General features: G+C 73.4%; 19 protein-coding genes and 1 pseudogene. 14 read left to right on the top strand and 6 right to left on the bottom strand.

Annotated elements, in window-relative coordinates:
- Positions 1-11 precede the first annotated feature (11 nt).
- The 7 genes from ACH4MY_RS09920 to ACH4MY_RS09890 all read left to right on the top strand — a co-directional run bounded on the left by ACH4MY_RS09920 (position 12) and on the right by ACH4MY_RS09890 (position 7197).
- Positions 12-1328: a S8 family serine peptidase gene (locus ACH4MY_RS09920; protein ID WP_398000104.1), complete on the top strand. Its 1317-nt coding sequence runs from the start codon at positions 12-14 to the stop codon at positions 1326-1328.
- 179 nt (positions 1329-1507) lie between these two features.
- On the top strand, positions 1508-2110 hold the full coding sequence (locus ACH4MY_RS09915; protein ID WP_398000102.1) for a sigma-70 family RNA polymerase sigma factor: 603 nt from the start codon (positions 1508-1510) through the stop codon (positions 2108-2110).
- A gap of 106 nt (positions 2111-2216) precedes the next feature.
- Positions 2217-3575, top strand: a complete 1359-nt coding sequence (locus tag ACH4MY_RS09910) for a MinD/ParA family protein (RefSeq protein WP_398000099.1) — start codon at positions 2217-2219, stop codon at positions 3573-3575.
- A gap of 78 nt (positions 3576-3653) precedes the next feature.
- On the top strand, positions 3654-4208 hold the full coding sequence (locus ACH4MY_RS09905; RefSeq protein ID WP_398000097.1) for a hypothetical protein: 555 nt from the start codon (positions 3654-3656) through the stop codon (positions 4206-4208).
- A 372-nt stretch (positions 4209-4580) separates the two neighbouring features.
- Complete coding sequence (locus tag ACH4MY_RS09900; RefSeq protein ID WP_398000094.1) at positions 4581-5780, top strand: MFS transporter; 1200 nt, start codon at positions 4581-4583, stop codon at positions 5778-5780.
- Positions 5781-5830: 50 nt separating this feature from the next.
- On the top strand, positions 5831-6253 hold the full coding sequence (locus ACH4MY_RS09895; RefSeq protein WP_398000091.1) for a heme-binding protein: 423 nt from the start codon (positions 5831-5833) through the stop codon (positions 6251-6253).
- Between the two features lie 113 nt (positions 6254-6366).
- Positions 6367-7197 (top strand): aldo/keto reductase, encoded by an 831-nt coding sequence (locus ACH4MY_RS09890; RefSeq protein WP_398000089.1) that lies wholly within the window; start codon positions 6367-6369, stop codon positions 7195-7197.
- A gap of 158 nt (positions 7198-7355) precedes the next feature.
- On the opposite strand, the gene ACH4MY_RS09885 is transcribed toward ACH4MY_RS09890, so the two are convergent.
- On the bottom strand, positions 7356-8528 hold the full coding sequence (locus ACH4MY_RS09885) for an alpha-hydroxy-acid oxidizing protein (protein WP_398000086.1): 1173 nt from the start codon (positions 8526-8528) through the stop codon (positions 7356-7358).
- Between the two features lie 176 nt (positions 8529-8704).
- On the bottom strand, positions 8705-9808 hold the full coding sequence (locus ACH4MY_RS09880; protein WP_398000084.1) for a hypothetical protein: 1104 nt from the start codon (positions 9806-9808) through the stop codon (positions 8705-8707).
- 361 nt (positions 9809-10169) lie between these two features.
- Here ACH4MY_RS09880 and ACH4MY_RS09875 point away from each other — a divergent pair, with 361 nt between their 5' ends.
- The 6 genes from ACH4MY_RS09875 (at position 10170) to ACH4MY_RS09850 (ending at position 17350) form a co-directional block, all read left to right on the top strand.
- Complete coding sequence (locus ACH4MY_RS09875; RefSeq protein WP_398000082.1) at positions 10170-11426, top strand: NAD(P)/FAD-dependent oxidoreductase; 1257 nt, start codon at positions 10170-10172, stop codon at positions 11424-11426.
- A 65-nt stretch (positions 11427-11491) separates the two neighbouring features.
- A complete protein-coding gene (locus tag ACH4MY_RS09870) occupies positions 11492-12223 on the top strand; it encodes a DUF1365 domain-containing protein (protein ID WP_398000579.1) in 732 nt (243 codons plus the stop codon).
- Entirely contained in the window at positions 12220-13596 is a 1377-nt protein-coding gene (locus ACH4MY_RS09865; protein WP_398000080.1) for a class I SAM-dependent methyltransferase, read from the top strand. The genes ACH4MY_RS09870 and ACH4MY_RS09865 overlap by 4 nt, the downstream gene beginning before the upstream one ends.
- A complete protein-coding gene (locus tag ACH4MY_RS09860; RefSeq protein ID WP_398000077.1) occupies positions 13593-14423 on the top strand; it encodes a DUF1295 domain-containing protein in 831 nt (276 codons plus the stop codon). Before ACH4MY_RS09865 ends, ACH4MY_RS09860 begins: the two co-directional genes overlap by 4 nt.
- A 47-nt stretch (positions 14424-14470) precedes the next feature.
- Entirely contained in the window at positions 14471-15076 is a 606-nt protein-coding gene (locus tag ACH4MY_RS09855) for an alpha/beta hydrolase (RefSeq protein ID WP_398000075.1), read from the top strand.
- Positions 15077-15325: 249 nt separating this feature from the next.
- Positions 15326-17350 carry a hypothetical protein gene (locus ACH4MY_RS09850; protein WP_398000072.1) on the top strand — a complete coding sequence of 675 codons (2025 nt, stop codon included), beginning with the start codon at positions 15326-15328 and terminating at the stop codon, positions 17348-17350.
- A 14-nt stretch (positions 17351-17364) separates the two neighbouring features.
- On the opposite strand, the gene ACH4MY_RS09845 is transcribed toward ACH4MY_RS09850, so the two are convergent.
- Both ACH4MY_RS09845 and ACH4MY_RS09840 read right to left on the bottom strand, forming a co-directional pair.
- Positions 17365-19449 carry a pectinesterase family protein gene (locus ACH4MY_RS09845; RefSeq protein ID WP_398000069.1) on the bottom strand — a complete coding sequence of 695 codons (2085 nt, stop codon included), beginning with the start codon at positions 19447-19449 and terminating at the stop codon, positions 17365-17367.
- A gap of 234 nt (positions 19450-19683) precedes the next feature.
- Positions 19684-20439, bottom strand: coding sequence for an NPP1 family protein (locus ACH4MY_RS09840; RefSeq protein ID WP_398000576.1), 756 nt, complete (start codon positions 20437-20439; stop codon positions 19684-19686).
- Positions 20440-20548: 109 nt separating this feature from the next.
- Here ACH4MY_RS09840 and mgt point away from each other — a divergent pair.
- Positions 20549-21821, top strand: a pseudogene (gene mgt / locus ACH4MY_RS09835) (macrolide-inactivating glycosyltransferase).
- Between the two features lie 144 nt (positions 21822-21965).
- On the opposite strand, the gene secD reads toward mgt, so the two are convergent.
- Both secD and ACH4MY_RS09825 read right to left on the bottom strand, forming a co-directional pair.
- Positions 21966-24335: a protein translocase subunit SecD gene (gene secD / locus ACH4MY_RS09830; RefSeq protein WP_398000066.1), complete on the bottom strand. Its 2370-nt coding sequence runs from the start codon at positions 24333-24335 to the stop codon at positions 21966-21968.
- 154 nt (positions 24336-24489) lie between these two features.
- Entirely contained in the window at positions 24490-24975 is a 486-nt protein-coding gene (locus ACH4MY_RS09825) for a hypothetical protein (RefSeq protein WP_398000064.1), read from the bottom strand.
- Between the last annotated feature and the right edge of the window lie 136 nt (positions 24976-25111).

Raw genomic sequence — 25111 nt, 5'->3', positions numbered from 1 at the left:
GGGGTACGACGGTGATCGCGACGGCCCTGCTGTGCGGGACGGTGGGCCTCCCTCCGGGGAGCGCCGCGGCCGCGACGGCCGGGTCCATCGCCGCGGTGGCCCCGGCGACCGCGGTGGCTCCGGCGACCGCGGAGGCCCCGGCGACCGCGGTGGCTCCGGGTACGGACCCCGCCTCGCTGCCCGCCCTCACGCAGCGGCTCTCCGGCGACACGTGCCGCAAGGCGTCGAACCGGATGGTCACCCGATTGCCGTGGCCGCAGGCCCGGTTGCGGCCGGAGATGGTCTGGCCGCTGTCCGAGGGCGCGGGGGTGACGGTGGCCGTGGTGGGCTCGGGCGTGGACGACGCCGCAGGGCTGCTGGGCGACCGGCTGAAGCGGGCACCGCGCCTGTTCGACGCAGGACCGGCGAAGGACTGCACGGGCCACGGCACCTTCACGGCCGGTCTGATCGCGGCGGCCCCCACCGCGGGAGCGGGGTTCGCGGGGTTCGCGCCCCGAGCACGGATCCTCGACGTCCCGGTCACCGACCGGCGGGGCAACACCACCCCGGACCTCCTCGCCCAGGGCATCCGGGTGGCGGCCGACGACGGCGCCCGGGTGATCGTCACCGTGGCGGTGGTGGGCCGGGACAGCCCGGCGCTGTCGAGCGCCGTGCGGTACGCCGTCTCCAAGGACGCGCTCGTGGTCGCGCCGGCCGCTCCGGACGGGGCGACCGGGGTGAGCGGCGGCGGCGCGGCGTATCCGGCGGCCCACCCGCTGGTGCTGTCCGTGGCGGCGACCGGCCCCGGCGGGGAGGTGCCCCGTCAGGGGATCGTGGGCCGGGTGGACCTGACGGCGCCGGGCGAGGCCGTGATGGGCCCCGGACCGGGCGGCAGGGGCAAGTTCACGGCCTCGGGGCCGAGTTACGCGGCCGCGTTCGTGGCCGGAACGGCGGCCCTGGTCCTCGGCTACCACCCGGACCTGGACGCCGAGGCGCTCGCGCACCGGCTGCGGACCACCACGTCGAGTCCGGGCGGACGCCTGCCGGACCCGGTGCGGGGGCACGGACCCGTCGACCCGGTGGCCGCCGTCACGGCCGTCCTCCCCGAGGAGGGGCACGGCGCCTCGCCCTCCGGTGTCCGCGCGACGGCGCCTGGTGTGGCGATGCCGCCCGATGCCGGGCCCTCCGCCGCGGGATCCGCCTGGTGGGTGTCGGCAGGCTGCCTGGCGCTGCTGGCAGCCGTGACGGGCGCCGCCGCCGTGGTGCCGCGCGGGCGCCGACGGCGTTGGCAGCCGGGTGGCTACCGGGCCCCGGAAGCGGACCGGATCCGAGGCCCGGAGCCCCTTTAGGGAGACGCAAGCGAGGCGTTACCACGCGGGGCGCGAAAGGCACCTGATCGTTAGCAAAGCATTAGTCAAGGTTGCGATTCTGCCGGGACGAGCCCGACGAGCCTCCAGAGGCGGTCGGTTGGTGTCGCCGTCGAGCGCCGAGGAGCCGTCGACGGCGCAGCGCGGGAGGAACCACCGGGATGGGAATGCAGGGGGACAGTGCCGACGGCACACCGGCGGGCGCGGCCCGTGCGGGGGCGGGGCCGGGCACACGCGCGGAGGCGCGCCCCACGATGGACCGGGACACCCTGGCGGAGTTCTACCGGCTCCACTCCTCCGCCCTGCTCCGCGCGCTGCTCCGCCTGACCAGCGGGGACCGGGGCAAGGCCGAGGACATGCTCCAGGAGACGTTCCTGCGCGCCTGGCAGAACCCCCAGGCCCTGGTCCGCGGACCGGAGCACGGCCGCCCCTGGCTCTTCACCGTCGCCCGCCGCATCGCCATCGACCACTTCCGGACGCAGTCCGCCCGCCCCAAGGAGCTGGGCGACGAGACGCCGGAGGACCGGGCGGCCCCGGACGACCCGTTCGAGGAGATCCTGTCGGCGCACGCCATCGGCGACGCCCTCGCCGAACTGGCCCCGCACCACCGGGACGTGCTGGTGGAACTGCACCTCAACGACCGCTCGACCGCCGACGCGGCCGTCGCGCTCGGGATACCGCCGGGCACGGTCAAGTCCCGCAACTTCTATGCCGTACGGGCGCTGCGCCCCGTCCTGGAACAGCGCGGCCTCGCCCCGGCCTGACCGGCCGGCCCCTCCCCACCTGAACCGGTCGCGTCCGCCGGCCCGTTCCTCCGGACGACCGACGAGAGGGGACCGCCAGGTGGTTACCGTCGTAGCCAGAAACGACATGGACGAACCCGGGCATTGGACGGACGCACCCGACTACAGCCCGGAGGAGTGGCGTACGGGCCGGGCCGAGCGCCTGCCGACGGCGATACCGCCGAAGGGCGACGGGGCCGCGCACGGGGAGAGCCGGGGGGACGCGGGAGGCGCACACCCGGGTCCGACGGACGACGAAGACCTGCCCGCGGCCCCGGCGACCGACGGAGACGGCGACAGCGACAGCGACAGCGACAGGCCTACGGATCCCGAGAGCGACGGAGACGTCACGCCGGCCGCCACGACGACGGACCCGGACGAAGTAACGCTCCCGGACCCCGCCCCGGCGGCGTCGGAGCCCGAAGCCGAGCACTCCGTACCGGAGCCCGACGCCGAACGCTCCGTACCGGAGCCCGGGTGGACGGGTGCGCGGCCCGCGGAGGCAGCGGACCCCATCCCGGCGACGCCGCCCCCTCCCACGGAACCCGCCGCGGCACCGGCACGGCGTATCGGCTGGGCCGCGGACCGGGAACTGTCCGGCGAGCGCCTGGTGCGCCGCACGACCCGTGAGCGTTTCCGGGTCGGTCTCCGCCGGGCTCCGGCCCATGTGCCCGACGCGCTCCACACCCCGCTGCGCCGCAGCCACCGGATCGCGGTGATCAGCCTGAAGGGCGGCGTCAGCAAGACCACCACCACCCTGGCGCTCGGCGCGGTACTGGCCCGCGAGCGGGCCGACCGGGTCGTGGCCGTGGACGCGAACCCCGACTCGGGCACCCTCGGCCGGCGCGTCGCGCGCCAGTCCGGCGCCACCGTACGCGACCTCGTCACCGCGATCCCCGACCTGCGCACCTACATGGACATCCGGGCGTTCACCTCGCAGGCGCCCAGTGGTCTGGAGGTGATCGCGAACGACTCGGACCCGGCGGTCTCGCAGACCTTCGGTGACCAGGACTACCGGCGGGTCGTCGAACTGCTCAGCGGCCAGTACCCGATCGTCCTCACCGACTCCGGGACCGGCATGCTGCACGACACCATGCGCGGCATCCTGGACCTCTCCGACCAGCTCGTCGTCGCGGCGACGCCGAGCGTGGACGGTGCGAGCAGCGCCAGCGTCACCTTCGACTGGCTGGCCGCCCAAGGCTACGAGGAGAAGGCGCGCCAAGCGGTGACGGTCGTCTCCGGAGTGCGGTCGTCCTCGGGACGGCTGATCCGGGTCGACGAGATCGTCGCCCACTTCCGGCAGCGCTGCCGGGCCGTGGTCAGCGTTCCGTACGACCCGTATCTGGCCCGGGGCGGCGAGGTCGACCCCGAGTGGATGCGCGGCCGGACCCGGGCCGCGTACTACGAACTCGCGTCGCTGGTGGCGCAGGAGTTCGACCGAGGCTGACGCCCCGCCTCCCCCGCCCCAATCGCGCTCCGCGACCGCAGTCGCGACTTCCCCGCACAAGAACACTGGAGGACACCCATGGCCTGGTACGAGGGCCCCTGCCGCATCACCGTCGTCGACGTCGACGCCGACTGGCCACAGCGCGCGGTCGTCGCGGTGTCCGGCTCGCGCGGTGCGCGCATCGAGATCCCGGGCGAGGCGGGAACGGTCCGGCACATCGACGCGCCGAGCTGGCACCTGGAGGTGGAGCACCTGTACGAGGGGAAGTGGCGTCCCAACGTCCGTGCGATCCGCAGCCGTTGGGAGACCATGGACGGCGTACGGACCCAGCTGGTCACCAGCAAGGACGTGGACTGGCCCCAGGGCAACCAGCACGAGCGCAATCTGGTGCTGCGCCTGGAGCGGATCGGCGAGGTGGACGAGCGCGCCCACGAGGTGGTCGGGGAGGCGCCGGCCCGGGCCGCCACCCAGTCGACGTCGACCACCCCGGTCCGCCTCACGGCCGGCGGGCGGACCCACTCCCCCACGGAGTCGTCCTCGGGCGGCTCCGCCTTCGACTCCCGGCCCACCACCGCTCCTGCGCGCACGACCTTCCCCGGCCCGACGTCGACGAGCAGCAGCAGCCCCTGGTGAGACGGGGAACCGGCTTGCCGGCCGTCGGCGCCCGCACCGGCGCCCCGCGATTCCGTACATGACGCCGGCCCACGGCGACCGGAGTCGAATCGAGCGGAAGACGCAAGAAGGGCCGCGCCCCCTGCGGGGAGCGCGGCCCTCGTCATGCGGCGGGCGGCGTCAGTACGCCCAGCGGTACCAGCAGGTGGCCGCGGCCGCCGTCCGCCCGCGCACCTGCCCGACCGGGCCGCGCCGCGCCGCGCCGCGCCGCGGTGCATGCGATCACCGCCATCCCGAGCACACGGGATACCTGCGATTGCACTTATAGCGCGCATGCAACTATTGTGGAGGCACGTAAAGAGCTTGCTCAAGCAATAACGGAAAGGGTGAGCCATGCCGCTCGCGCTCCTTGCCCTGGCAGTCGGGGCCTTCGGGATCGGTACGACCGAGTTCGTCGTCATGGGACTGCTGCCCGAGATCGCCGGCGACTACGGCGTCTCCATCCCCACCGCCGGCCTGCTGGTCACCGGCTACGCGCTCGGCGTGGTCGTCGGCGCGCCGCTGCTGACCGTCCTCGGGAACAAGGTGAGCCGCAAGCGGATGCTCATGCTGCTCATGGGCCTGTTCGTCCTCGGCAATCTGCTCTCCGCCCTCGCCCCCAGCTTCGGCGTGATGCTGACCGGCCGCGTGATCGCCTCGCTCGCCCACGGCTCGTTCTTCGGCATCGGGTCCGTCGTCGCCGCCGGCCTCGTCGCCCCGGACAAGAAGGCCGGAGCCATCGCCACCATGTTCACCGGGCTCACCATCGCCAACATCGTCGGCGTGCCGCTCGGCACCTTCATCGGGCAGGCGATCGGCTGGCGCACCACCTTCGTGATCGTCGCCGCACTCGGTGTGATCGGACTGCTCGGCATCGCCAGGCTCGTCCCCGCCATGCCCCGCCCCGAAGGCACCCACCTGCGCCGCGAGCTGAAGGCGTTCCGCAACCCGCAGGTGCTGCTCGCGATGGCGATGACCGTGCTCGGCTTCGGCGGCGTCTTCGCCGCGATCACCTACATCGCGCCGATGATGACCGAGGTCGCCGGCTACTCCGACGGAGCGGTCACCTGGCTGCTCGTCCTCTTCGGCATCGGCATGTTCCTCGGCAATCTGCTCGGCGGCCGGTACGCCGACCGCGCCCTGATGCCCCTGCTGTACACCGCCCTCGGCGGGCTCGCGATCGTCCTCGCCCTGTTCACCGTGGCCGCCCACCACAAGATCCTCGCCGCGATCGCCGTCCTCCTCGTCGGGGCCCTCGGCTTCGCCACCGTGCCCCCGCTGCAGAAGCGCGTCCTCGACCAGGCGCACGGCGCACCGACCCTGGCCTCCGCCGTCAACATCGGTGCCTTCAACCTCGGCAACGCGCTCGCCGCCTGGCTCGGCGGCATCGTGATCGCCGCCGGCTTCGGCTACACCGCCCCGAACTGGGTCGGCGCCGTCCTCGCCGCCGCCGCTCTCGGCCTCGCCATCTGGTCCGCCGCACTGGAGCGCCGCGCCCCCGCGGCCGACACCGACACCGCCGTCGCCGCCGTCCGCACCCCCGTGCACCACTGACCACCCGCACCGCCCGCACCGCCCGCACCCCCGAACGCAAGGAGTACGTCATGACCACCCGCACCGCCGTCGCCCCGCTGACCAGCCAGGACGCCGAGATCCTGCTCACCGCCGCCCGCCGCGCCGCCGAGACCGCCGGGGTCACGGTCAGCGTCACCGTCCTCGACGCGGGCGGCCACCTGCTCGCCTTCCGTCGCGACGACCGCGCCGTCCTCATCTCCGGAGAGACCAGCACCCGCAAGGCCTACACCGCCCTGCAGCTCGACTCCCCCACCGCCGACCTCGTCGACCTGGTCAAGCCCGACGGGCCCTTCCACTCCCTCACCACGGCCCTGGACCGCCCGCTCCTCTTCATCGCCGGCGGCGTCCCCGTCCACCGCGACGGCACGCTCATCGGCGCCATCGGTGTCGGCGGCGGCGCGCCCGAGCAGGACCACACCTTCGCGGTCACGGCCACCGCCGCCCTCGTCTGAGCCGGACGGGAGCCCAGCCCGTACGGGAACCACGACCCCTACGGCCGTACGAGACCCGCAGTCCCCGTACAAGATCCACCGCCGGACCCGTACCGGAGAGAAAGCAGTACGCCATGTCCCACCCCCACCTCCCCACCGTCACGCTCAACAACGGCGTGGAGATCCCGCAGCTCGGCTTCGGTGTCTTCCAGGTGTCCGACGCCGAGACCACCGCCGCCGTCGGTCACGCTCTCCGGGCGGGCTACCGCTCCATCGACACCGCCGCCGTCTACGGCAACGAGGCCGGCGTCGGACGGGCGCTCGCCGCCTCCGGCATCGCCCGCGACGAGCTCTTCGTCACCACCAAGCTCTGGAACGCCGACCAGGGGTACGACTCCACCCTGCGGGCCTTCGACGACAGCCTCGCCAAGCTGGGTCTCGACCACGTGGACCTGTACCTGATCCACTGGCCCGCGCCGGCGCGTGACCTGTACGTCGACAGCTGGCGCGCCATCGAGAAGCTGGTCGCCGACGGGCGGGTCCGTACCGCCGGTGTCTCCAACTTCCAGCCCGCGCATCTGGAGCGCCTGATCGACAGCGGCGGCCTCGTCCCGGCCGTCAACCAGATCGAGCTCCACCCCGCGCTCCAGCAGCGGGAGCTCCGCGACCTGCACGCCGCCCGGTCCGTCGCCACCGAGGCGTGGAGCCCGCTCGCCCAGGGCGCCGTGCTCGCCGACCCGGCCATCGTGGACATCGCCGAGCGGCACGGGAAGTCCCCCGCCCAGGTGGTGCTGCGCTGGCACCTCCAGCTCGGCAACGTCGTGATCCCGAAGTCCGTCACTCCCGCCCGTATCCGGGAGAACATCGACGTCTTCGACTTCGCCCTCTCCGCCGAGGAGATGAGCACGCTCGGCGCTCTCGACCGCGGGATGCGCACGGGCCCGGACCCCGACACCCTCGACTGACCCCGCCACGCTGGTCCAGCGGGGCGGCCTCGGCCCCGATGCCCCCGTCCGCGGCCTCGGCTTCCAGCAGGGCGCACTGCCGGTCCCGGGTTCCGGCGTCGGCACGGCGGCTCATCGCCCGGTCCCGGGTGGCGAGGGCTTGTCACGTGCGTCGGCCGCTATCGCCGGACGGCGCGCAGGGCGCCGTCCGCGCGGAGGTCGGCGAGGGTCGGATAGCCGTCGACGGCCATGATCAGGTCGGCCTCGGCGAGGAGGGAGCGGAGGACGTGGACGATGCCGTCCGTGCCGCCGAGGGCGAGCCCGTACGCGTAGGGGCGGCCGACGCCCACCGCCGTGGCGCCCAGGGCGAGGGCCTTGACGACATCCGCGCCGGAGCGCACTCCGGAGTCGAAGAACACGGGGAGGCCGTCGGCGGCGGCGACCACGTCGGGCAGGGCGTCGAGGGCGGGGAGGCCTCCGTTGGCCTGGCGGCCGCCGTGGTTGGAGCAGTAGACGCCGTCGACGCCGCCGTCCCTGGCGCGGCGGACGTCCTCGGGGTGGCAGATGCCCTTGAGGACGATCGGGAGGTCGGTGAGCGAGCGGAGCCAGGCCAGGTCGTCCCAGACGAGCGGCTTGCCGAAGACGCCGGCCCATTCCAGGACGGCGGCGCGCGGGTCCTCCTCCGGGGGCTTGGCGAGGCGGGCCCTGAAGACGGGGTCGGAGGTGTAGTTCGCGAGCGCCTTGCCGCGCAGTTGCGGGAAGTTGCTGGTGGCGAGGTCGCGGGGACGCCAGCCGGTGATCCAGGTGTCGAGGGTGACGACGATGCCCCGGAATCCGGCGGCCTCGGCGCGGTGCACCAGACTCTCCGCGAGGTCGCGGTCGGTGGGGGTGTACAGCTGGAAGAAGCCCGGTGTGTCGCCGAATGCGGCGGCGACCTCCTCCATCGGGTCCTCGGTGAGCGTCGAGGCGATCATCGGCACGCCGGTCCGGGCGGCGGCGCGGGCGGTAGCCAAGTCGCCGTGCCCGTCCTGGGCGCAGAGCCCGATCACGCCGACCGGCGCCATGAACAGCGGGGACGGCAGCGTCGTACCGAACAGGTCGACGGACAGGTCGCGTTGGGCCGCGCCGACCATCATGCGTGGCACGAGTCCCCAGTTCCGGAAGGCCGTGGCGTTGGCCTCCTGGGTGTACTCGTCCCCCGAGCCGCCGGCCACGTACGACCACAGGGAGGGCGGGAGGGCCGCCCTCGCCTTCGTCTCCAGTTCGGCGAAGGTCATCGGCAGCGTGGGAAGGACGCCGAAGAGTCCGTCGAAGTAGATCTCGTGCTGGTAGTCGCCGTAGTGCTGGGGCATGGGGTGAGTCGTCCCTTCCGGTGCCTGTCGGCTGCGTTCGGCGCGTGCCGCGGCCCCCATCGTGCCTGTCGCGGGCGCTCGTGACCATGGAACGGCGGCCGTAAAGCGTACGGCGATGGACCCCGGCGGCGGAGAGCTGCCGGGTCCGCCGTACGGGAACGAGGTGGGGCCGAGGGTTACGAGCGAATCGCCGTCCGGCACCCGTCGTCCGGGCTGCCCGTTCCGTCGTCGATCGACGTACTGCGGTCGTACGGATCGACGGCCTCGCCGCCGGCCCCGTCGGTGGCCGCCCGGTCCGTGCCGAACTCCGGGGTGAAGTATCCGGTGGGATGGCCGCAGCCGGCGTTCGTCATGTCGGCCTTGTACGAGACGAGGGAGAAGGTTCCCCGCTCGGTGATGATCTTCGAGGGATCGTCCCAGTTCAGGACCACCTCGCGCCGCACGATCGTGCGGACGACCTCGTCGCTGCCGGCCTCGGCCCGTACGACCGGGTACACATAGGTGACGTCGGTGGTCACCTGGAGCGCCCCGCGCTCGCCCTCCCGGTAGGTGATCCGGCCCCGCGTCTTGATCACGTCGCCGACCGGCCGCACCTGCGAGGGCTCGAACCGGCTGAAGAGGAGGAGCGGGTCGTTCTCCTCGGTCGGCGTGCGGAACGCGGCCGCGAGATAGTCCTTGACGTCCCGCTGATGCGGATTGATCAGGGTGATCGCCTTCGTGGGGTGCCGACCGCGCAGCACGGCCGGGTCCAGGCTGGACGAGGCGAGGAAGTCGCGGGTCCGCCGGAGTGCCTGCTCCACCTGCGCCCTGCTCATCCAACCGGTCGCCCGGGCCGCCGGAACCGTGATTCCGGCCGTGCCGTTCGCCCACCGCACGGCGGGCGAACCCCTGAACGGCTCGTCGAGGGTGGGCAGTCGGGCCGGCTCCACGGGCGGCGCCCCGGTCGGGCGCTCCGACTCCTGGGCGAGCGGTGTCCCCGACCGGCCGTCGCCGGCGGGCGAGCCGATCATGTGCCACGGGTCCAGCGCCACGACGAACAGGGCTACCGCGGCCAGCAGCCCGACCACATACCAGCCCTTCCTGCGGCGGGGCCGGGCCGGTGTGTACGTACGCCAACGGTCCTCCCCCGCAGGCTGTTCACGCAGCCGCCCCGCCACGTCCCTGGCCCGCGCCGAAGGCTCCTTGGGCGCGTCCGCCACACCGTCCACGGAGTCCCGCAGGAACTGTTCCCACACGTCGTCCGGCACGGACGAACCACCGTGTTCCCCACCCGCGTTCACACCGCACTCCTCATGTCGATCATCGATGCGCCCCCCTGGGCCTCCGCATGATCGCATGGCGGCGCGCAGGCCGATCGTCCAGGTCAGGCCTGCTCCGGCCGCCCGTCGGGGTCCGCTTCGCGGGCACGGTTCCCAGCGGGGAACCGGAGTCTGTGCCCATGCCCTTTCGAGGCGCAAGCGATGCAAGTTGTACCGCCGCCTTCGTCGGCCGGACCGTGAAGCCGTACGAGGCGCGGTGAGGATCCCGCCATACGGGGCGGCCGGAAGATCGCACCCGTCCGGCCGGACCGCGGCACCGAAGAACACATGAGAAGGGCTCTCCGGGATCACTCCGGGGGCTCGTGGACAAGGGGTGGACACGATGAACGGGAGAAGCGTCGCCGTGGTGGGAGCGGGCGTGGCGGGACTCACCGCCGCGCACATCCTGTCCCGCGCACACGACGTCGTGCTGTACGAGACCGAGGGGCGCCTCGGAGGTCACGCCCACACCCACGAGCTGCCGACGTCCGAGGGCGGGACGGTGAACGTCGACACGGGCTTCATCGTCCACAACGACCGCACCTACCCCCATCTCCTCCGTCTCTTCCGCGAGCTCGGCGTGACCACGCAGGAGTCCGAGATGAGCATGTCCGTACGCTGTGACGGCTGCGGCCTGGAGTACGCCGGCGCCCGGGGACCGCGAGGGCTCCTCGGCGGCGGGAACGCCTGGCGGGGGCGCCATCTGCTGATGCTCGCCGACGTCCCTCGCTTCCACCGCGCCGCCCGCCGCCTGCTGTCCGCCGACGACACGACCCGAACCCTCGGCGACTTCCTGCGGGACCACCGCTTCTCGGCCTATTTCGTGAGCCACTTCGCGATCCCGCTGGTCTCGGCCGTCTGGTCCTGCGCCCCCGACACCGCACTGCGGTACCCCGCCGCGTACCTCTTCCGCTTCCTCGACCACCACGGGCTGCTGTCGGTGACCGGTTCCCCGCAGTGGAGGACCGTCTCCGGCGGCTCGGCCGTCTACGTCGAGCGGGTCGCCAAGGCTCTCGCCTCCGTCCGCACGTCGACCCCGGTACGCAGCCTCGTCCGCGGCGCCGACCACGTGCGCGTCGTCACCGAGGACGGCGAGTCGGCGGAGCACGCCGCCGTGGTGATCGCCGTCCATCCCGACCAGGCCCTCCGCCTCCTCGCCGACCCCACGGAGCAGGAGCGGCGGGTACTGGGCGCGTTCACCTACGTGCGCAACCCCACCGTCCTGCACCGTGACACGACGCTGCTGCCGCGCTCCGGGCACGCCCGCGCCTCGTGGAACTACTGGCTTCCCTCCTGCGAGGCCCGGCCCGGCGCCGTGCGGGTCAGCTACGACATGAACCGGCTGCAGCGGCTCCCCACGCACGAGCCCCACATCGTCACCCTCAACCCCGGCGACCGCGTCGACGAATCCAGCGTCCTGGCCCGGATGACGTACGAGCACCCCGTCTACACGCCGGAGTCCGTGGCCGCCCAACGTCTGCTCCCCACCCTCCGCGGTCCCCTCACCGCCTATGCGGGCGCCTATCACGGCTGGGGTTTCCACGAGGACGGCTGCCGTTCCGGTGCCGAGGCCGCCCGGCATCTGGGGGTGAACTGGTGAACACCTCGCATCCGCACCGCGTCTCGGCGCCCCCGTCCGGGGCGGCGCGCCGGCCCTCCGCCCCCGTGCCCCACGTTCCCGCGCTGTACGAGTCCGAGGTCGCGCACACCCGTGTCACCCCCTTCCGCTACTCCCTCCGCCACCGCACCTACCTCTGGCTGGTCGACCTCGACGACCTGCCCGTCCTTCCCCGGCCGTTGCGTCCCCTCGCCCGCTTCGACCCGCGCGACCATCTCGACGGCGACGCCCGCACCCTGCGGGCCGGCCTCGACGCGTACCTCGCCTCCCGGGGCGTACGGGACGCGGACGGCCGTGTCCTCATGCTCGCTCACGCACGTGTCCTGGGACATGTCTTCAATCCGCTCACCCTGTACTGGTGCCACGACCGCGCCGGCGCCCCCGTGTGCGTCGTCGCCGAGGTGCACAACACCTACGGCGGGCGCCACTGCTACCTCCTGCGCCCCGACGACCGGGGCCGTGACGAGGTCGCCAAGGAGTTCTACGTCTCCCCGTTCCTCGACATCGAGGGCAGCTACCGGATGCGGCTTCCGCTGCCCGGCGACCGTCTCGACCTCACCGTCCAGCTCCGCCACGGCGACGGCTCACGTCCCCTGACCGCGACCGTCACCGGTACCCGCCGATCCGCCCGTCCCCGCACCCTGCTCGCGGCGGCGCTCCGCCACCCCTGGTCGACGGCCGCCGTCTCGATCGGTATCCGTCTGCACGGCATCCGCCTGTATCTCAAGGGGCTCCCCGTCGTGCCCCGGCCCGCTCCCACCGAGGAAGACGCATCGTGACCCTCTCCCTCCCTTCGGCCCCGCCCGTGGACATCCGTGACCGTCTCGGCGCGGTCGACCCCACGCGCTGGCCGGACGTGGCCCGGCTCCCCCGAGCCTCGGCCACCCGCACCGCTGTGGCCCGCCGGATCCTGGAGCGTGCCTTCGCCCGGCTGCCCCTGCGGATAAGGACCGACCACGAGGCGCCCCACGCACCCGTGCCCTCCGGCCGTGCCGGGTCCCCGCCGACGCTGACGCTCCACGATCCCGAGGCGTTCCACCGCCGGATCGGCGCCGGGGGCCTGATCGGCTTCGGCGAGTCGTACATGGCGGGCGAGTGGGACAGTGACGACCTCGTCGGAGTGCTCACCGTGCTGGCACGTCACGTCGACGACCTCGTTCCCGCGCCGCTGCGCCGACTGCGCCGGGTCTGGGTCCGGCGCAGGCCCGCCGCCGACCTCAACACCCCCGACGGAGCACGCCAGAACATCCAGCGCCACTACGACCTGTCCAACGACCTCTTCGCTCTCTTCCTCGACCCCGGCCTCACCTACTCGTCGGCGGTCTTCGACCCGCTTCCGGACGGCGCCGCGGGCCTCACCGACGCGCAGTTCACCGCCGCCCAGCACCGCAAGATCGACCGGCTCCTCGACCTGACCCGGACGGGCCCGGGCACCGAACTCCTGGAGATCGGGACCGGCTGGGGCGAACTCGCCATCCGGGCCGCCGCCCGGGGCGCCCGGGTGCGCACCGTCACCCTCTCCGAGGAACAGCTCGTCCTCGCCCGCCGCCGTGTCGAGGAAGCCGGAGTCGCCGACCGCGTCAGCGTCGAACTTCTCGACTACCGCAGTGTCGAGGGCCGTTACGACGCCGTGGTGAGCGTCGAGATGATCGAGGCCGTCGGAGCCGAGTACTGGCCCGCCTACTTCTCCGCGCTCCGCCGCCTCCTCGCCCCCGGCGGCCGCATCGCGCTGCAGGCCATCACGATGCCGCACGACCGGATGCTCGACACCGCGCGTACCCACACCTGGATCAGCAAGTACGTCTTCCCCGGAGGTCTGATCCCCTCCCCGCAGTCCATCGCCCGCGAGAGCGCCGCCGCGGGACTGCGCATCGCCGACGACACCGGCTACGGCGACCACTACGCCGAGACCCTCCGCCAGTGGCGCGAACGCTTCCTGCGCGAGCACTCCGCCGTCGCCGCACTCGGCATGGACCACGTCTTCCGCCGCATGTGGGAGTTCTACCTCGCCTACTCCGAAGCCGGGTTCCGCGCCGGGTACCTCGACGTCCGCCAGCTCCTGCTCACCGAGGCGGACCACGCCGAGGTGACCGGGAACACGGACGGGGAGCTCCGGGCGGCACCCGCTCCCCGGAACGTGGAGGCGCCATGACCGCCGTCGACACCGGCGCTCTCGTCCTCGTCCTGGCCGCCTCCGCGGGCGCGGCGCTCACCGTCATGCTGCTGGCCTTCGCCGTGGGCGTGGTGAAGGGCGTCCACCGTGTCGTCGACATCGCCTGGGGGCTCGCCTTCGCCGCCGTCGCCGTCGTCGCCTGGTTCCTCTCGGAGGGCCACGCGGACGACGGGCGGCGGACCGCCGTGGCACTCGCGACCGTGCTGTGGGGGCTGCGGCTCGCCACGCACATCGCCCGGCGCGGACGCGGTCAGGGGGAGGATCCGCGGTACGCCCGTATGCTCGCCCGCAGCCGCGGCAACCCCACGCTCTACGTGCTGCGCACCGTCTACCTCCTCCAGGCCGCCCTCGTGTGGCTCGTCTCCCTGCCCGTCCAGGTGGCCGTCCTGATCCCCGAATCCCTGGACGCGACGGCGTACCTGGGGCTCGCGCTCTGGGCGGGAGGCCTCCTCTTCGAGGCGGTGGGGGACCACCAGCTCGCGCGGTTCAAGTCCGACCCTGCCAACCGGGGCCGTCTCATGGACCGCGGCCTGTGGAGCTGGACGCGGCACCCCAACTACTTCGGTGACTTCCTCGTCTGGTGGGGTCTCTACCTGACGGCCTGCGCCACCTGGCAGACCGCGGCCCTCACCGTCGTCTCTCCGCTCGTCATGAGCGGGCTGCTCATCTGGGGCAGTGGCAAACGCCTGCTGGAGGCCCACATGGCCGACCGCCCCGGGTACGCCGCCTACCGGGCGCGCACGAGCGGCTTCCTCCCCCGTCCGCCACGGCGTCGGGCTGCCCCGCCCGCCACGGGCGTGCGGTGACCGTGAGCAGGGGCCCGGTGCGGCGGCGCGTACGAGGTGGCGGCCTGGTGATCAGGTCCGAGCCCGACGCTCCGACGGGCGCCGTGCTCCTGCTGCACGGTGGACGGGCGGACGGGCTCCGTGCGCCCCCGGTCCTCAATCTGCCGGCGCTCCGCCTGCGGCCGTTCGGAACGGCCGTCCTGAGTGCCCTGCCCGAGGAGTCGGTGCTGCTGGCCGAGGTCCGCTACCGCCATCGTGGCTGGAACGGCGCCCGGGCCGACGCCGTCAGAGACACCCGGGCCGCCCTCGCGGGGCTGCGCGCGCACTTGGGCGACGTGCCGGTCGTCCTGCTCGGCCATTCCATGGGCGGGCGCGCCGCGCTCCGGGCGGCCGGTGACCCCGGGGTCCGGGGTGTCGTGGCCCTCGCGCCCTGGTGCCCGCCCGGGGAACCGGTCGGCCATCTTCGGGACCGCCGGATCTACCTGCTCCACGACGAGCGGGATCGCGTCACCTCCGCGGACGACTCCTGGTCGTTCGTGCGCCGGGCCCGTGAGGCCGGGGCGGACGCGGTCGGCATCCCCATGCGGACCGGTGGGCACTCCATGCTGAGGGGCGCACAGGTGTGGCAGGAACTCGCCGCGCGGCTCGTCGCCGGTCTCCTCACCCGCGACTGACACCATGTCGACCGTGTGGCGGCGGGGGGCCGTCGGTCCTCGGGAGGTGCCCCACTCCCCCGGTCCGACCACCGCGGCCGGCGCGACGGGGACGGCCGGCCCCGCCACCGCGACCGGCCCCGGCCCGACCTCCGCAACCGGCCCGACCACCGCGACCGGCGCGACCTCACGACCGGCGTGCAAGGGTCACGGCGCGGCCCCCGCTGAGCCTTCTGGGTGACCGGCCGGGCCTCGTCTCGTTGTGCAGGCATGCAGGCGTACCACACCCCTCATCCCGCGGGCATATCTTCCGACGAGTCGCCGACGTCTCCTGTACGTCCGACCAGGAAGCAGGCCGAGGCGGCCCTCATCGAGCACTATCCGCAGTTCGTGAGGCTCGCCTATCTCATTCTGCCGCCGTCCCTCGGGCGACACCGCAGGGTCCTCACGGCCCACGCGATCGTCCAGAGGGCCCTGCCCGGCACGTCGGCCTCACCCTCCGGCCACTCCCTGATCCCTCAGCACCAGCAGGCCTCCCCCTCGGCCCACCACTGGCTGCTGAGAAGGGTCGTGAGCGCGGCGCTGAAGGCCGCCGGTCACCCGCGCCGGCTTCACGCGGGGCGCCCGGGTCTCCGCCTGCCGGTGGTCCTGGGACTTCTGATCTTCCCCAGGGCCGGCCACGACAGTGAACTCGCCCTCGACCGCGAACTGGCCGCCACACGCGCCGACGTCCGCGCCGCGTTCGTGCTGCGCGTGCTCGAGGGAATCTCCCCGGCCGACGTCGCACATCTGCTGGAGGCCGGGACAGCCGACCCCGCCGACGCCCTCCGGCAGGCCGAGATCCTCCGCGCCACCGTCGGCCCCCGTGCTGAATCGCTCCTTCACGGGGTGGAGTTCGACCCCTGCACCGTCCAGATCCGCCCGACCGACCTGCTGCGACGTCGCCAGAGGTCCGCGATCGCCATGATCGCGGTTCTCGCGGTTCTCGCGTCGTTCGCCGCCGTGGTGACGGCCGCGTGGTCCGCGTCGCGGGCGGCACCGGAGCGGAGCGTCAGCGCCGCGCCGGGGCCCCAGGCCGAAGGGTACGCGCGAGCCACCGACCCGCTCCGGCTCGTCCGCGCCCCTGCCGAGGCCTGGGCGGACACGGGCCGAGTCGACTTCACCGCGTGGCCCGCGCGCGGCAGGAGGACCCGCGACACCGCCCTGCTCTCCCGCGCTCTCGACGCGTGGGCGAACGGCGCCGACGCAGGTGACGGAGGCGACGCAGGCGACCACGGTACGGTCCGGGTCACCGCCACCCCCGACACCTCCACTCGTCCACCCGCCGAGCCGGCACAGCTGCTCTTCGCCGGCTCGGTCGACGGCGCCGGCGTCGTCCTTCTCCACCACGACCGACGGCTCGCCCTCTACACGGAGCCGGCCACGGGGACAGCGTCGAGAAGCCTCTCGATCGCCCGGGCCGACGACGCGGACGTCACCGGCGGAGCCGCCGTGGCAGTCAGCCGAACGGCCACGCACGCCCGCTTCCTGCTAGCCCCCTGGATCGACGACAGCGCTCTTCGAGACCTGCTCCGGCCCGACGGCCCGAGCACCGCCCTGGCCGTCTCCCGGGACGGGATCACCGGGCCCGTCCCGGGCGTACGGGGCGCGTGCGAGCAGGCGCCCGTGCTCGTACTGCGGTCGTCCCGGCAGATCGTGGAGCACCACTCCTTCCTCCTTGCCGACCTCGGCGAACCGGCTCCCGTCCATCTGACCTGGACTCCGCCGCCCGGCACGGCGGCTCCCGCACGGCAGCCCCGGGAGGCGACATCGGCGGAGGGCCTGGCCGCCTGGTCCCGGTCCGCCTGCACGCTCATCGCCCTCCGGGGAACCGGCGTACGGGCTGTGAACCGTTGGCAGTTCGCCCGACAACTCCTGCCCGAGGGGGCAGGCCTGGCCACCTGGACCTGCGCGCGTGCGGAGACCTGGCGGGGCCGAGCCCGCGTGACGGTCACCCTCGACGGGCCGGACGGCACGGTCACGGCTCTGCCGGGACCGGCCCGCACACCGACGGACACGGCGATGTGCAGCCGCTTCGGCCAGGACATCGCCGCCGGGACCTACTGGCAGGCGCCTTCGGGCGCCCGCTACTACCTCGCAGCCGGCAGCCGCCGTCTGACGGCACTCGCGGCGGAAGGCGCGGTGGAGGCGACCGCGAAGGGGCCGGCCATGGCCGTACGGACCGATGCCGGCGGCGGCGTCCGGCTCACGGGAACCCTGATCGACGGCGGTCGGCTGCCCGGCTGGGGGTCCTGACCTCCTTTCGGTCGTCAGCCGGTCAGAGGGGTCCAGTCGCCGAGCCAGTGGGTGGTGGTCTGCGTGGCGGCCTCGGCGGCTGTCAGGTGGGGACGGTTCGTGTGGGCCGGGCCCGCGCCCGCGCCGGAGTTGCGGTATTCGGCGAAGCGGTCGGACCTCCACGAGAAGCCGCCCATGTCCGTCCAGGGCGTGGTCTTCACGGCGCCGCCGAGGACGCTGTCGCGGACCGTCGTCTGCGGGGAGAGCGTCGCGTCGCCGCCCGCGTGCCAGGGGCGGCCGAGGTGGAAGCTGCCCGGGGCGACGTCGCCGTTCACGGTGGAGCGGGTGATGAGGAAGCCCTTGCGGCCCGCCGGGGTGCTCGGCGCCGTCACATAGCCGGCCGAGGTGCCGTCCCAGCGCTTCTTCAGCGTGAGGACCGACTTGTCGATCACGGCCGTGGCCCGCCCGAAGACGAAGTCGACGTTCCCGATCACATAGGAATCGGTGACGTACACCCGGCCGATTCTGTCCTTGGCGGCGGTGTCGAGGAGCAGGGTGTCCTGGTCTCCGGTGACGATGACGCCGTCGAGGACGATCCGGTCGGCGGCCGTCCGCAGGGCCACGGCCTGGTGGCCGTTCAGGTTCCGGTTCGCGGCCTCGTCGAAGTCGTTCGAGAGGGTGAGGTTGCGGGCCTGGAAGTCGTCCGCCTCGACCGCCACGGTGGCGCTGCCTCCGGTGCCGTACGTCCCCGAGCCGTCCGGCCTGGTCATGCCGGAGGCGTGGCCCTCGACGATGACGGTGTCCTTGCGGCTGCCGCCCGTGCCCTCGATCGTGATCCGAGGCTTGTTCGAGGGGATCTTGACCGTCTCCCGGTAGACGCCGGGGGCCACCCGGATCACGACGCGGGAGCTGTTGCCCGTCGGCACGGCGTCGACGGCCTTCTGGACGCTCGTGAACCGGCCGCTGCCGTCCTTGGCCACGGTGAGGACCGTGGGAGCCGCAGTGGCGGCCGGAGCGGCCGTCGAACTCCCCGTGCCCGCCGTGCCGATCGTGGAGCGCGGCCCCGCGCCGGACGTGAGGAGGGCCGGCACCCGGGACGCCGAGTCGAGCGTGTAGGGGTAGAAGGCCCTCGGGTCGAACGCCGTACCGCCGCTCTCGTTGCGGCCCGTCGTGCCGGAGAAGACGTTGCCGCGCTGTACGAGGGTCGCGGTGCCGTCCTTGATCACCGGGTTGTTCATGCCCTGGAAGACGCTGTTCTCCAGGACCATCCGTGTCCTGCCGCGCGCGTAGTTCCCGTACGACGAGGTGATGTTCGTGCCCGGGTCGTCCTGGAGGAGGTTGTTGTAGAGGTGCGCGTGGGCGACGTTGTCGGTGGACGGGTTGCGCTGTTCGGTCTCGCGGAACCAGTTGTGGTGGATCGTGAGGTCGGCCGTGACGTTCTCCGTCCAGCCGATGCCGAAGGTCTTGTTGTTGTTACCGAGCCTGTTCCAGGACACCGTGACGTACGTCGTGTCCTTGCGGCTGTCGATGAGACCGTCGGCCATGTGCCGCAGGTCGTTGTGGTCGATCCACACGTGGTGCGCGCCGTCCATCTGGACCGCGTCGAAGTCGTGGTCCTTGTCGTTCCAGATGCCCTGGTAGGCGTCACGGATCGTCAGATTCCGGATGATGACGTTGTGGACGCCCTGTCCGAGGAAGAAGCCGCCGCCGACGATGTGGCCGGACGTCCCCGAGCCGACGATCGTCTTGTCGGAGGCGACCTTGACCTCCTTGCCCGTGGGGTTCACCGTGATCGTCCCGGCGACGACGATGACGTACGGCTCCGGGGCGGTGGCGTACCTCTCCAGGTCGGCGAGGGTCCGGACCGTGACCGTCCTCCCGTCCCGGCCGCCGTACGTCCCCTGCTGCCCCAGCGCGTCGACCGAGGCGAACCCGTCGGCGACGGCCCGCGCCCAGTCGGGCGCGTCCGCCGCCGTCGCCCGGGGCCGCGCGTCCTCGCCGAAGACGCCGAAGGCCGTGCCGTACGCCAGGACACCTGCCGCGGCGAGCGCCGCCGGCACACCGATCGCCGGCGCCTTGCCACGCCTGCGGTGTCTCGCCCTGCTTCGGGTCTCGGTCATGGCGTGCGTCCTTCCGTCGTGGGGGTGCCCACCGGGAAGGGCGGGCGGACGGTAGTCGCCGCGGGGACGGGAAAGGTTGCCGCGGTGTGACCGGCCGCGGCGGCCGCCGTGCCGGTACTGCCCCGGCGGGCGTACGCGTGGACCCACGGGCCGGGCGTACGCGCAGGTCCGCGGGTCAGGCGTACGTACGGCCCACGGGCCGGCGTACGCCTGGACCCGCGCGTGAACCGGCGGTCAGGCGTACGGGTCGAAGGGGATTCCGGACGGCTTCGCCTTGGCCAGGTGGGGGGCGAAGTTGCCGTCCTTCAGGCCGAAGACCGCCCTGCCGAAGTCGGCCTGGCTGAGCTTGTCGCGCAGCCCGGCGGGGTAGCCGTTCCAGCCGACCAGGCTGGGGAACTGCCAGCTGTGCTGGTGGTTCTCGGGCGGTTCGTCGTTGCCGTTGGCCGGGCGGAAGCAGTGCGTGCCGATGCCGTCCTTGTGGTAGACGACCTTGGGGTGGGTGCCGTCCCAGCGGATCGCGTCCCGGCCGTAGGTGTTGAAGTTGCCGTGGGCGGACGTGGAGACGTACCGCGCCTGGTTGTTCTGCACCCACACGACGACGTGCTCCCAGTCGTGGCGGTGTCCCCCGAGGCCGCTGCCGATCACGGCCTGGTCCTTCTCGAAGTACAGGCCGTAGATGATGGCGCACCAGCCGTTGTTGCACTTCGAGCGGGCGTAGCCGTTGGTCTGGGTGAGGTCCCAGGAGTCGCGGCACTGGCCGTTGAGGGCGCCGGAGGGGTTGAGGCCTCCGTTGATCGTGCCGTCGGGTCCGATCGCGGCCGTGGGGTAGCAGCCGTCCGTGTCGTAGTCGAAGGCCGGCTGGAAGGTCTGCTCCAGGCCGTCGGCGTTGGCGGGCAGGGCGGGGGGCGGTGCGGCGAAGGCGCTGCTGGGCAGGGCGATGATCAGCGTGAGGGCTCCGGCGAGGGCGAGCGCGCTCCTGGTGGCGTACACCTGTGTCTTCACTGTGTCCCCTGGGTCGACGGCATGATGCGACACGCCATCTTGGCATGCACATCTCACGATTGACGGGGCCCGGACATGAACTCGCACCGACCGGCTCATGCCGAGTCCCGGCTCTCGGCCGCCTACACCACTAGACGATACGTTCCGTCTCGTTTACGGTGGTCGTCATGACCACCACCGCGTCACCCGCGCACATCGCCATGTTCTCCATCGCCGCCCACGGCCACGTGAATCCCAGCCTGGAGGTCATCCGCGAGCTCGTCGCCCGTGGCCACCGCGTCAGCTACGCCGTCCCCGCGTCCTTCGCCGAGAAGGTCGCGGAGACGGGGGCCACGCCCGTCGTCTACACCTCGACCCTGCCGACCGACGACGACCCGGACGCCTGGGGCACGGAACTCATCGACAACATCGAACCGTTCCTGAACGACGCCGTGCAGGCGCTGCCCCAGCTCGCCGAGGCCTTCGACAAGGACCGCCCGGACCTCGTCCTCCATGACATCACCGCCTACCCGGCCCCCGTCCTCGCCCACGGCTGGGGCGTGCCCGCCGTCTCCCTGTGGCCGAACCTCGTGCCGTGGGAGGGGTACGAGGAGGAGGTCGCCGAGCCCATGTTCGCCGAGCTGAAGGCCTCGCCCCGCGGCAAGGCGTACTACGCGCGGTTCGAGGCCTGGCTCACCGGGCACGGCGTCGGCACCCACCCGGACAGGCTGATCGCCCGCCCCCGCCGCGCGCTCGTCCTCATCCCGAAGGCCCTCCAGCCGCAGGCCGACCGGGTCGACGAGTCCGTCTACACGTTCGTCGGCGCCTGCCAGGGCGAACGGGCCGAGCAGGGCGGGTGGCAGCGTCCCGAGGAGGCGGAGAAGGTGGTCCTGGTCTCGCTCGGCTCCGCCTTCACCAAGCTGCCGGGCTTCTACCGGGACTGCGTCGAGGCCTTCGCCGGACTCCCGGGCTGGCATGTCGTCCTCCAGATCGGGAAGTTCGTCGACCCGGCCGAGCTCGGCGTCGTCCCCGCCAACGTCGAAGTGCGTTCCTGGGTGCCGCAGCTGGCGATCCTGCGGCAGGCCGACGCCTTCGTGACCCACGCGGGAGCGGGAGGAAGCCAGGAGGGCCTGGCCACCGCCACCCCCATGGTGGCCGTACCGCAGGCCGTCGACCAGTTCGGGAACGCCGACATGCTCCAGTCCCTCGGCGTGGCGCGCCACCTGCCGATGGAGGAGGTCACCCCGGAGCGGCTGCGGGCGGACCTGCTCGCGCTCCTCGGCGATCCCGAGGTGGCCCGCCGCGGCCGGGAGATCCAGGAGTCGATGGCCCGCGAGGGCGGGACGGCCCGGGCGGCCGACCTGATCGAGGCCGAACTCGACGGCTCATGAACGGAGATCGGCCGTCCGTCACCCCCGCGGACGCCGGAGCCGCGCCCCGCTCCGTACGCGGCGTCCGTACGGAGTGGGGCGAGGTGCGCCGCCGCCGCGGCCGCGCGCGCCGATGTCGGCACCGGGCCCCTCGGCGTCGACGGGTCAGACCACCGCGCCCGAGCGGTCCCGGCCCGCGCCCGCCCGCTGCCGTGGCGCGGAGCCGCCGCCGGAAGCCGCGGACGACGCCGGGTTACGGGTCTCCAGCGCGACGGCCAGCGGCATCGCCGTGAACACCGTGGACGCCATGCCCAGGACGACGCCCGCGAGCAGCGCGACGGAGAAGTCGGTGAGCGAGTCGCCGCCGAGAACGGCGAGCGCCACCAGCACGAAGAGCGCCCCCATACCCGTGTTGACCGTACGGGGCAGGGTCTGGGCGACGGCCCGGTCGGCGAGGTCCGCGAGCGGGACGCCCCCGCCGCGGCGCCGCAGCTCGCGCAGCCGGTCGAGGACGACCACGGAATCGTTGACCGAATAGCCGACGACGGTCAGGAGCGCGGCGAGGAAGACGCTGTCCACCGGCTTGCCCGACCAGGCGAACAGGCCGACCACGAGCAGCACGTCCTGGGTCATGGCCGCCACCGCGGCCGTCGCGTACGTCCAGCGGAAGCGCACCGTCAGGTACAGGAGCTGGGCGGCGACCGCCAGGCCGAGCGCCACCAGCGCGTGGGTGCGCAGCTCCCCGCCGAGGCTGGGGCCGATCAGGTCGTCGCGCTCCACCTCCACCGGGCCCGCGACCCGGGTGAGCGCCTCCCGGATCTCGCCCTGTGCGGCGTCACCGGTCTCCCGGACGCGTACCGACACGTCCTCTCCGTCGGACCCGTCGCCGGTGCCGGTCGTCTGCACGACGGCATCGGGGAAGCCGGCGTCCGCGACGGCCGCGCGGGCCGCGTCGGCGTCGACGGGCCGTTCGGCCGTGTACTGGACGACCCGGCCGCCGGTGAACTCGACTCCGAACTCCAGCCCCCGGACACCGATCCCGGCGAGTGCCACCATCAGAAGCCCCGCGCAGGAGAGCAGCCAGCGGCGCCGGTGGGCCATCAGGCGCGGGACACGGCGGTTCAGCCGGGTCCGCAGCCGGCCGAGTCCCGCCATGCCGGTGACCGCGGGTCGCCTGCGCACCACGGGCAGGCCCAGCGTCAGATCGGCGAGGAGCCGGGTGATCACCATCGCGGTGAGGAGCGAGGTCACCACGCCGATCGCGAGCGTCACGCCGAAGCCCTTGACCGGCCCGGTGGCGAAGACGAACAGCAGGCCGGCCGCCAGCAGGGTGGTGACGTGGGAGTCCGCGACGGCGCTCCACACCTTGCCGAACGCCGTCGCGAGCGGCCGCCGCGGATCACGCCCGGTGTCCCGGCCGAGTGCCGCGTACTCCTCCCTCGCCCGTTCGAAGACGAGGACGTTCGCGTCGACGGCGATGCCGATCGCCAGGACGAACCCGGCGAGGCCGGGGAGCGTGAGTGTGGCTCCCAGGGCGACCACCGCGGCGTACGAGATCAGCCCGTAGAGGAGGAGGGCGACGGTCGCGAGGACCCCGAGCAGCCGGTAGACCACCATCACGAAGAGTCCGGTGCAGGCGAGGCCGATCACGGCGGCCAGGGCACTGGCGCGGATCGCCTCGGCGCCGAGCGTCGGTCCCACGGTGCTCTGCTCGATCGTCGACACCGGGACCGGCAGCGCGCCGCCCTGGACCAGTGCCGCGAGATCGCGTGCCTCCTGCCCCGAGAACCCTCCGGTGATCTGCGCGGAGCCGCCGCCGATGCCCGTGCCGCACGGGACGCCGTCCTGCATGCCGGGCGCGGACACGACGCGGTCGTCGAGCACGATCGCGACCCTGCGGGCCGGGTCCCCGGGCGCCGCGCAGGCGGCGTCGCCGGTCAGGCGTGCCCAGGTGTCGGCCGCGCGGTCACGGAAGGAGAGGTCGACCGTCCAGCCACGGCCGTTCGTGGTGTCGAGCACGGCCTCGGCGCTCTTGACGCCGTCGCCGGTGAGCGCGGGGGCGGCCAGGGTGAGGAAGCCGCCCGGCGCGTCGGGGTCGGCGAGGACGCGTGTCCCGTTCGGCGCGGCGGGTCCGGCGGGCCCCTCGGACGCTCCGGTGACGGGGTGGAAGGTGAGCTGGGCGGTGCGGCCGATGACCTCGGCCGCCTGACGCGGGTCGCGCAGCCCCGGGAGTTCGACGACGATGCGCCGTTCCCCGGAGCGGGCGAGCGAGGGTTCGGCCACGCCGAGGCCGTCGACGCGCTTGCGGAGCACCTCCAGGGCGCGGTCGGTGGAGGCGGCGTCGGCACGGGCGGTGGGCCCGTCCTCGGTCTGGAGGACGATACGGGTCCCGCCGCGGAGGTCGAGTCCGAGCCGGGGCGGGGTGGTCAGGGTGATCCAGAGGGAGAGCGCGACGACGGCGAGCGCGAGCAGCGCGCGCCAGACCGTGGACCGGGCGGTTCGAGGGGGAGAGGAACGGGGCGAGCGAGAGGACACGGGCACTCCACAGGCGGCGCACGGCGGCGGCACGCGTCCACGCGGAGGGTGGAGCGCTCGCCGGCCGTGCCGGGCGTACGGTCGGATACGCGTCGTGAACCGGTCCGGGGACATGGGGACATGCCGATGGCCCGGACGGCGACGCGGAGGAACGTCAGCTGTGCCGGGTGGCGGGAGGGCCGCGAGGGGCGGGCGGGCCGTGGGCGTCGCCGGGCGGCGCACGCTCCCGGCGGGGGTCGCCGACGAGGACACCGCGCGCGGGCAGGACGAGGTCGGCGGGAACGACGGCCGTGGCCGCGGCCGCTCCCGGGATCCGTGCGGGGTTCTCGACGGCGGCCGGGAGGCGTACGACGGCGGTGGGCGCGAAGTGCGGCTCGGGCGCAGCGGCGCGGGGCGCGGTGCGGGGCGACGGGGCGCCATGGGTCGAGGCGCCGTGGGACGGGGCCCCCTGGGACGAGGGATGTGCCGGGGCCGGCGCCGTCGTCACCGTCACGGCCATGACGGACGCCGAAGCCATGGAGGCCGTGTGGTGGGCCGCGGCGGCCGTGAGGACCGTCGCCTGCGCCGGCGGCGCCGGAAGCACGAGGAGGGACCAGACCGCGCAGAGCATCGCGGGCAGCAGGGTCGCGAGTCGTCGCACCGAACGTCCCACCGTCCCGCCCCTCCCCCTGTCGCCGCCGCCCCGGTGTCAACCGCGTACCGGCGTGCCGCCCTGTCGGGGCCAGCGTAGACCGGACGGGAACGTACCCGGCCACCGAGTCCCCCACGGGCACCGG

Origin of the sequence: Streptomyces sp. NPDC017246, from assembly GCF_044331325.1 — a bacterium.
In the GTDB taxonomy this organism is placed as follows: Bacteria; Actinomycetota; Actinomycetes; order Streptomycetales; family Streptomycetaceae; genus Streptomyces.
This window is presented reverse-complemented; position numbering and strand designations above follow the sequence as displayed.

Coding starts and splice junctions, on each gene's coding strand:
- ACH4MY_RS09915 (WP_398000102.1), top strand. CDS start 1,508: ATGGGAATGCAGGGGGACAGTGCCGACGGCACACCGGCGGGCGCGGCC.
- ACH4MY_RS09910 (WP_398000099.1), top strand. CDS start 2,217: ATGGACGAACCCGGGCATTGGACGGACGCACCCGACTACAGCCCGGAG.
- ACH4MY_RS09905 (WP_398000097.1), top strand. CDS start 3,654: ATGGCCTGGTACGAGGGCCCCTGCCGCATCACCGTCGTCGACGTCGAC.
- ACH4MY_RS09900 (WP_398000094.1), top strand. CDS start 4,581: ATGCCGCTCGCGCTCCTTGCCCTGGCAGTCGGGGCCTTCGGGATCGGT.
- ACH4MY_RS09895 (WP_398000091.1), top strand. CDS start 5,831: ATGACCACCCGCACCGCCGTCGCCCCGCTGACCAGCCAGGACGCCGAG.
- ACH4MY_RS09890 (WP_398000089.1), top strand. CDS start 6,367: ATGTCCCACCCCCACCTCCCCACCGTCACGCTCAACAACGGCGTGGAG.
- ACH4MY_RS09885 (WP_398000086.1), bottom strand. CDS start 8,528: ATGCCCCAGCACTACGGCGACTACCAGCACGAGATCTACTTCGACGGA.
- ACH4MY_RS09875 (WP_398000082.1), top strand. CDS start 10,170: ATGAACGGGAGAAGCGTCGCCGTGGTGGGAGCGGGCGTGGCGGGACTC.
- ACH4MY_RS09860 (WP_398000077.1), top strand. CDS start 13,593: ATGACCGCCGTCGACACCGGCGCTCTCGTCCTCGTCCTGGCCGCCTCC.
- ACH4MY_RS09850 (WP_398000072.1), top strand. CDS start 15,326: ATGCAGGCGTACCACACCCCTCATCCCGCGGGCATATCTTCCGACGAG.
- ACH4MY_RS09845 (WP_398000069.1), bottom strand. CDS start 19,449: ATGACCGAGACCCGAAGCAGGGCGAGACACCGCAGGCGTGGCAAGGCG.